Source organism: Kitasatospora sp. NPDC004723, from assembly GCF_040609255.1.
Classification (GTDB): domain Bacteria; phylum Actinomycetota; class Actinomycetes; order Streptomycetales; family Streptomycetaceae; genus Kitasatospora.
In genome coordinates this window covers 126267-133210 of record NZ_JBEXJT010000019.1, presented here as the reverse complement: position 1 = coordinate 133210, position 6944 = coordinate 126267, and the positions used below count along the sequence as shown (strand labels likewise).

Annotated in this window: 3 protein-coding genes; 2 read left to right on the top strand and 1 reads right to left on the bottom strand. The window is 74.8% G+C overall.

Annotation, left to right across the window (positions count from 1 at the left end; genetic code table 11):
• Window positions 1–140: 140 nt before the first annotated feature.
• Complete coding sequence (locus tag ABZW10_RS20240; RefSeq protein WP_355367429.1) at window positions 141–1277, bottom strand: hypothetical protein; 1137 nt, start codon at window positions 1275–1277, stop codon at window positions 141–143.
• A gap of 284 nt (window positions 1278–1561) precedes the next feature.
• On the opposite strand from ABZW10_RS20240, the gene ABZW10_RS20235 reads away from it, so the two are divergent.
• Together ABZW10_RS20235 and ABZW10_RS20230 are read left to right on the top strand one after the other, a co-directional pair.
• Window positions 1562–3754, top strand: coding sequence for a DEAD/DEAH box helicase (locus tag ABZW10_RS20235; protein ID WP_355367426.1), 2193 nt, complete (start codon window positions 1562–1564; stop codon window positions 3752–3754).
• A gap of 168 nt (window positions 3755–3922) precedes the next feature.
• Window positions 3923–6730, top strand: coding sequence for an AAA family ATPase (locus ABZW10_RS20230; protein WP_355367423.1), 2808 nt, complete (start codon window positions 3923–3925; stop codon window positions 6728–6730).
• Window positions 6731–6944 lie beyond the last annotated feature (214 nt).

The following is a 6944-nucleotide window of genomic DNA, read 5'->3' as shown; positions in this document are numbered from 1 at the left end:
CGGAAGCTAAGCCTCACAGCGCCGATGGTACTGCAGGGGGGACCCTGTGGGAGAGTAGGACGCCGCCGAACAAATTTTGAGAAGAACCCCCGCCGGTTGTCCGGCGGGGGTTCTTTGCGTTTCCCGAGGAATTCTGCCGCTCAGTGCAGGACGTCGAGGGCGTTGTCGGCGTTGTTGACGAAGTAGACGGCGTCCTGGTCGAGGTCCAGTGCGAGACCGAAGAGCGCGCCGGCGCCGGGCGGGGTGCCCTCGTTGTTGATCTGCTTGACCGCCACCTGACGGCCGGCCGGGGTGGTCTCGACGATGTTGCCGTCCCCGCCGTTGACGGTCAGGATGTCGCCGCGGGGCGTGAGGGCCAGTCCCAGCGGGCCGTTGAGGGCGCCGCCTGACGTGATGACCCGGCCGATTCCCGCGCTGTCCTGGCGGGTGAGCGCGTTCGGGATCGCGGTGATCCGGCTGAGCACCGTGTCGGCGACGAACAGCGTGCCGTCGTGGCCGAGGCCGACGCCGGTCGGGCCGACCACCAGGGCCGCCGGGTCGGTCCGTTCGGGGAAGCCCGAGCCGATCTCGGTGGTGGCGATCCGCTGCGGTAGGTCGCCCTTCTCGGTGCACAGGGTGATCCGCAGGACGGTGCCCTGGTCGACCTGTGCGCCGCCGCCGGCGACCGTGCCGTTGAGGACGTTGGTCACGAACAGCTCGCTCTGCTCGCCGGAGCTGACGGCGGTCAGGTCCCACGGCCCGTTGATGCCGTCCCCGGCGATGGTCTCGCGGACCGTGCCGTGCTTGTCGAGCACCAGCAGACAGCCGGCCTGGGCAGTGGCCGACGTGCCGTCGGCGGTGGGGAGGCTGCCGACCACGACCCAGCCGCCGGGCAGGACCGTCAGCGCCGTGGTGAGCCCGACCCCGCCGGGGCAGGGGCCGGGGAGGTGGTCCGGGTCGATGGTGGCGAACGTGGTGCGGGTGCCGCCCGGGGTGATCTGCACCAGGGTGGTGCCGAGGCCCTGCAGGTTGGCCGAGTTGTTGAAGTTGCTGATCAGGACGTTGCCCCGGTGCAGGTCACCGATGCTCTCCTGGATGGTGAACGTGCCGTACGGGTTCACGTCGCCGTTCTCGGGGACGGTGGACGCGACGGTGGACACGGTGTTCAGCCGGTCCAGGAACGGCGGTGCTTTTGCCGCTCCCGCTGACGCTGCCGCTCCCGCCGGGGACGCGACGGCGGTCAGCGCGAGGGTGAGCGCGGCGGCGGCCAGCGTGCTGGAACATGCCCGAAGCTTCATGCGTACTGCCTTCTGGAGGGCGGGCCGGACCGGTCGTGCCGACCCGCGGAAGTGCTTCGTGTACCCCCCCGGATCGCCACGCTAGACAGCGGTCGGCGTCGACGCGCGACGGCATCGGCCAAATGCCGGTCACGCCGGGCGGCAGCCACGGGCGGTGGCAGAGAGGCGGAGGGAGCGAGGCGGTGGGGAGAGAGGGGGCAGGGAGGCAAGGCGCGCGGGGGTGGGTGGGATCATGGGGGACCCGCAGAGGTGCCGGGTGGTGGAGCCGAGGGAGGGAGCCGGGAGTGGGGCGTGGGCAGCGGGGAGACCGGAAGCCCCGGGTCGTGGTCGCGGACGCCGAGCGGCTCCTCGCATCCGCGCGGGTGGTGGTCGGCGACCACCGGGGTGCCGTGGACGAGGTGGGGCGGGCGGTGGCCGCTCTGCGGGGGCGGCTGGTGCGCGGTGAGCTGGACGCCATCCCGGTCGCCCGGCTGAAGGACGTGACGGACGGCCGGCTGCGGGTCGGTGCGCTGGAGGCCGCCGGCATCACGACCGTGGGACAGGTGCGGGACGCCACGGTGTACTCGCTGCAGCTGCTCCCGGGCATCGGCGCGCAGACGGCCGCGCAGACCGTCGCCGCCGCCGGGCAGATAGCCGCCGCGGCCGAGCGGACGGTCGCGGTACGGCTCGACGTGGACGACCAGGACGCGCTGAGCACGACGCTGGTCGTCGCGCTGCACCGGTTGGTCGTCGCCGGGCCCGAGGCGGCCCGTGCCGACGGGGTCGCACGGCAGGTCGTCGACGAGGTCGCCGCGCTTGTCGACACGGCGCGACCGGCCCGGGGGTTCGTCCGCGGCCTGTTCGCCGGGCGGCGGCGCAGGCAGGAGGCGCTGCTCGCGGTCGACCGGCTGGACGAGCTGCTCGCCGAGTTCGAGGAGCAGGCCGTCCCGCTGCTGTTCGCCCAGGCGTCCGCGGACCTGCTGCGTCCGCCGGCCTCCGAGGTCGAGGCGTGGACGGACTTCGAGCACCGTTCGGCCGAGTTCTACGCCGTGCTCAGCGCGATCGGCGAGCTGGGTCCGTCCGAGGTCGACGCCGCCGAGGGGTTCCTGCCGGAGGAGCTGTCCGACCAGGTCCGGGCCGAGCCCCTGGACGTCAGCCGGTGCACGGTCTCGCTGCGCGGATACCAGGCGTTCGGCGCCCGCTTCGCGCTCCGGCAGAAGCGGGTGATCCTCGGCGACGAGATGGGCCTGGGGAAGACCGTCCAGGCGATCGCCGCGATGGCGCACCTGCGGACGCGGGGGAGCAGCCACTTCCTGGTCGTCTGTCCGGCGAGCGTGCTCATCAACTGGACCCGGGAGATCGAGTCGCGGAGCACCCTGCGGGCCTACCGGGTGCACGGGCAGGAGCGGGAGGCGGCCCTGGCCGAGTGGCTCGACGCGGGCGGCGTCGCGGTGGTGACCTTCGACGGCCTGCGCCGGTTGGAGGTCGCTCCGGACCTGGCCGTGGCCATGGTCGTGGTGGACGAGGCCCACTACGTCAAGAACCACGCGGCGCAGCGCTCGCAGGCGGTGGCCGGGTGGACCGACCGGGTCGAGCGGGTGCTCTTCCTCACCGGCACCCCGATGGAGAACCGGGTCGAGGAGTTCCGCAGTCTGGTGCACTACCTGCGGCCCGAGTTGCTGCCGACGATCCACAACGGTTCGGCCGCCGCGGGGCCGAAGGCGTTCCGCAAGGCGGTCGCGCCGGCCTATCTCCGCCGCAACCAGCAGGACGTGCTCGCCGAGCTCCCCGAGGTCGTGCACGTCGACGAGTGGGAGGACCTCTCGCCGACCGACTTCGCGGCGTACCGGGCGGCCGTCGCCGAGGGCAACTTCATGGCCATGCGCCGTGCCGCGTACGCGGACCCCGCCGGGTCGGCGAAGCTGCAGAGGCTGCGGGAGATCGTCGAGGAGGCCGCCGCCAACGGGCGGAAGGCCGTCGTCTTCTCGTTCTTCCGCGAGGTGCTGGCGACCGTCGGGGACGCGCTGGGCGGGCGGGTGTTCGGTCCGATCGACGGCAGCCTCGCCGCGGAGCGCCGCCAGGACGTGGTGGACCAGTTCGCCGCGGTGCCGGGTCATGCGGTGCTGCTCGCCCAGATCCAGGCGGGCGGCGTGGGGCTGAACATCCAGGCGGCCTCGGTGGTGATCCTGTGCGAGCCGCAGGTGAAACCCACCATGGAGAGTCAGGCCGTGGGCCGGGCCCACCGCATGGGGCAGCTGCGGCGGGTCCAGGTGCACCGGCTGCTCGCCGCCGACAGCGTCGACCAGCGGATGCTGGAGATCCTGCGGGCGAAGAGCCGGATCTTCGACGAGTACGCGCGGCGCAGCGAGGTGGCGGAGACGACGCCGGAGGCCGTGGACGTCTCGGAGCAGTCCCTGGCGGTGCGGATCGTGGAGGAGGAGCAGGTGCGCCTTGCCGCCGTGCCACGTGACGGGACCGGGGGCGCCGCCGGAGGCTGATGCCCGCAAGGTGGTCCGTGCGACCGGCCGGGCCCCGCCGGCGCCCCGTACGGCGGCGGCGAGAGGCCGGCTCTCGTTCCCCCGAACGGGCGGATTGTCAAGCCCGCACCGGATCCGGCCGTTCGGCAGTAGCCTCGGCGTTGGTGACGACGGTCGTGGAGGCGTGAAGTGGGGGCGACGGTGGCCGAAGGGGAGTCCGCGGCCGGGGGTGGCCGGGGCGACGGTCCGCTGCACGAGCGCGAGGCCGAGATCCGGTCGGCCCGGCAGGCGGTCGCGGCGCTGGCCCGGCCGGTCGCCGGTACGGCGCTCGGGGAACTGCTGGTCTTCACCGGCGCGGCCGGGCTGGGCAAGACCGCGGTGCTGACCGAGGTGCGACGGGAGGCGCGGCGCGCGGGCTGTGAGGTGCTGTTCGCCCGGGGCGGGGAGCGGCAGCGCCACGAGCCGTTCCGGGTGGTGCGCCAGCTGCTGCAGCCGGTGCTGGCGGCGCTGTCCGACCGGGAGCGGGCGCAGGTGTTCGGGCCCTGGGAGGACATCGTCGGACCGGCCGTGGGGCTGCTGCCGCCGGGCGGGCAGCTCGATCCGCAGGGAGTGCGGGACGGGCTGGACTTCGTGCTCACCCGCCTCGTGCAGCGGCGCTCGCCGGTGGCCGTGATCGTCGACGACCTGCACTGGGCCGATCCGGAGTCGCTCGGCTGGCTGGCGAGCTTCGCGGTCGGCGCGCGGGAGCTGCCGGCGCTGCTGGTGCTCGCCTGCCGGGACGAGTTCCCCGACGACGCCCTGACGCTCCAGCGTGGTCTCCTCGCCAGGGCCGACCGGCGGCACGAACTGCGGCCGCTCCAGCCGGCCTCGGTCGCGCGGCTGGTCCGTGCCGCCCTCGGCGCGCAGGCGGAGGACGCCTTCTGCCGTCACGTCTGGGCGGTCACCGCCGGCAACCCGTACGAGACCACCGCCCTGCTGCGCGAGGTGGCCGACCAGCGGCTCGACCCCGTCGAGGAGAGCACCGTCCTGCTGCGCGAACTCGCGGCAGGGACCCGTGGAATGACGCTCCGTCACTGGCTGGAGAAGATCGGCCCGACGGCGATGAGGTTCGCCTGGGCGGCGTCCATGCTGGGCACCGACATCCGCCCGGAGCTCGCCGCCGTCATCTGCGCCCAGGGTCCGGAGACCGCCGCCGAGTCCGTCCGGGAGCTGCGCCGGCACGGGGTGCTGATCGGCGCGCCGGGTGGCCGGCTGGAGTTCGTCCACCCGCTGATCGCCACCTCGGTCTACCAGTCGATGCCGCCCGCCACCCGCACCGGGATGCACGGGGTCGCCGCCGTCGAGACCGAGAACGCCGGTCTCGGCCTGCTGACGGCGTCCCGGCACCTGCTGGAGACCCTGCCCGAAGGCGACGGGGACATCGTCCGCAAGCTGCGCCAGGCGGCCCGCGAGCACCTGGCCATCGGCGCACCGGAGGCCGCCCAGCACTGCCTGCGCCGGGCGATCAGCGAACCGCCCGCCGACCGGGACCGGGCCGAGGTGCTCTACGAACTCGGCTGCTCGGCACTGCTCACCGACCCGGCGACCACGGTCAACCAGCTGCGGCTGGCACTCGCGGACCCGTACGGGCTGGGCCCCGAGCTGCGGATCGACGCGGTCTTCCGGCTCGCCCAGGCCCTCGCCCACAGCAACCGGCTGGGCGACGCCGCCGCGGTGTGCGCCGAGGCCGCCGAGCGCACCGTTCCCGGCCCGGGCCGGCTGCGCCTGGAGGTCGCCCACTTCATGTTCGCCGCGTTCCAGTCCGAGGACGAGGACGGTCCGGGACGCTCCCGCCGGCTCGCGGAGTTCGACCGGATGCTCGAAACGGTCGGGATGGCGTTCAGCGACGTCGGGGCGGACGGCGGGGACGCCGCCGCGCATGTCGCCGGTAGCGGTGCCGGTGCGGACGGCGGGCGGCCCCCGGAGCGGAACCTGTTCGAACACAACGGCCTGGCCCACGCGGTGGCGGTGCTGCGCTGCTGGGACCTCACGCTGCGCGGCGTGGACCACGAGCGGGCGATCGCCCTGGCCGAGTCCGCGCTGCCGGGCGGGCGCCTTCCGCACAGCCTCGGCTGGACCAACACCGTCTGGGGCTTCGAGCTGCCCGGGATCCTCGGCATCAGCTACCTCTACGCCGACCGGGTCGACCGGGCGGAGGAACTGTTCACCGAGGCGGTCCGCGCGTACGAGGTGGCCGGCTGGAGCGGCGGCCACCTCGGCTTCGCCTACCTGCTGACCGGCATGCTGCGGTTCCGCTGCGGCGCGCTGGCGGAGGCGGAGGACTACCTGCGCCGGGCCCTGCGGCTCGCCGAACGGATGGGCCGCGGCGGCCCGTTGCACTGGGACGCGGTCGGGGCGCTGGCCGAGACCCTGGCGGCGCGCGGCCGGGTGGCCGAGGCGCTGGAGCTGGCCCGCGAGCACTCCTTCGGCCCGCCGTACCCGACGGTGATGGTGCTGCCCGACGCCCCCACCCTGTACGGCCGGCTGCTGCTGGCCCGGGGCGACGCGGCCGGCGCGGCCGAGACGCTGACCGCCGCCGGTGCGGCGCTGGACGCGCGCGGCTGGCGCAATACGGTGTGGGCGCCGTGGCTCGGGCACCTGGCGCGCGCGATCGCCCCCGAGCAGCCGGACCGGGCCCGCGAACTCGCCGAGGAGGCGGTCCGCCGGGCCCGGGCGACCGGGACGGACTCCGCCGTCGGCAGCACGCTGCGGCTCTGTGCGGCGGTGCACGACCGGCCGCGCGCGGCCGAGCTGCTCGGGCAGGCCGTCCGGCACCTGGAGCGCTCGCCCGCCCGCTACGAGCACGCGCTGGCGCTGGTCGACCTGGGGGAGGCGCTGGGCGCCACGGCGGCGGCCCGTCGGGCGCTGGCCCGGGGGCTGGAGCTGGCCGCCCGCTGCGGCGCCGACGGCCTGGCGGCCCGCGCGGGGGACCTCCTGCACGCGGGCGCGACGGACTGAGCCTCGCGCCCCGGGGCGCCTCGGGTACGCGGCGGAGGTGTCAGAGGAAGTAGCGGCGGTTCAGGGAGAGCGTTGCGGACCAGGTCGCGCGGGCCGCTGCCGCAGGTGTGGCGGACGGCGACGCGCCGTCGGCGGGTGGTCGTGGTGGCGTACGGGCGGGCGTCGATGGTGAAGGCGCTCGGCGCGGTGCCTGGTGCGGTGCCCGGTGGTGCGG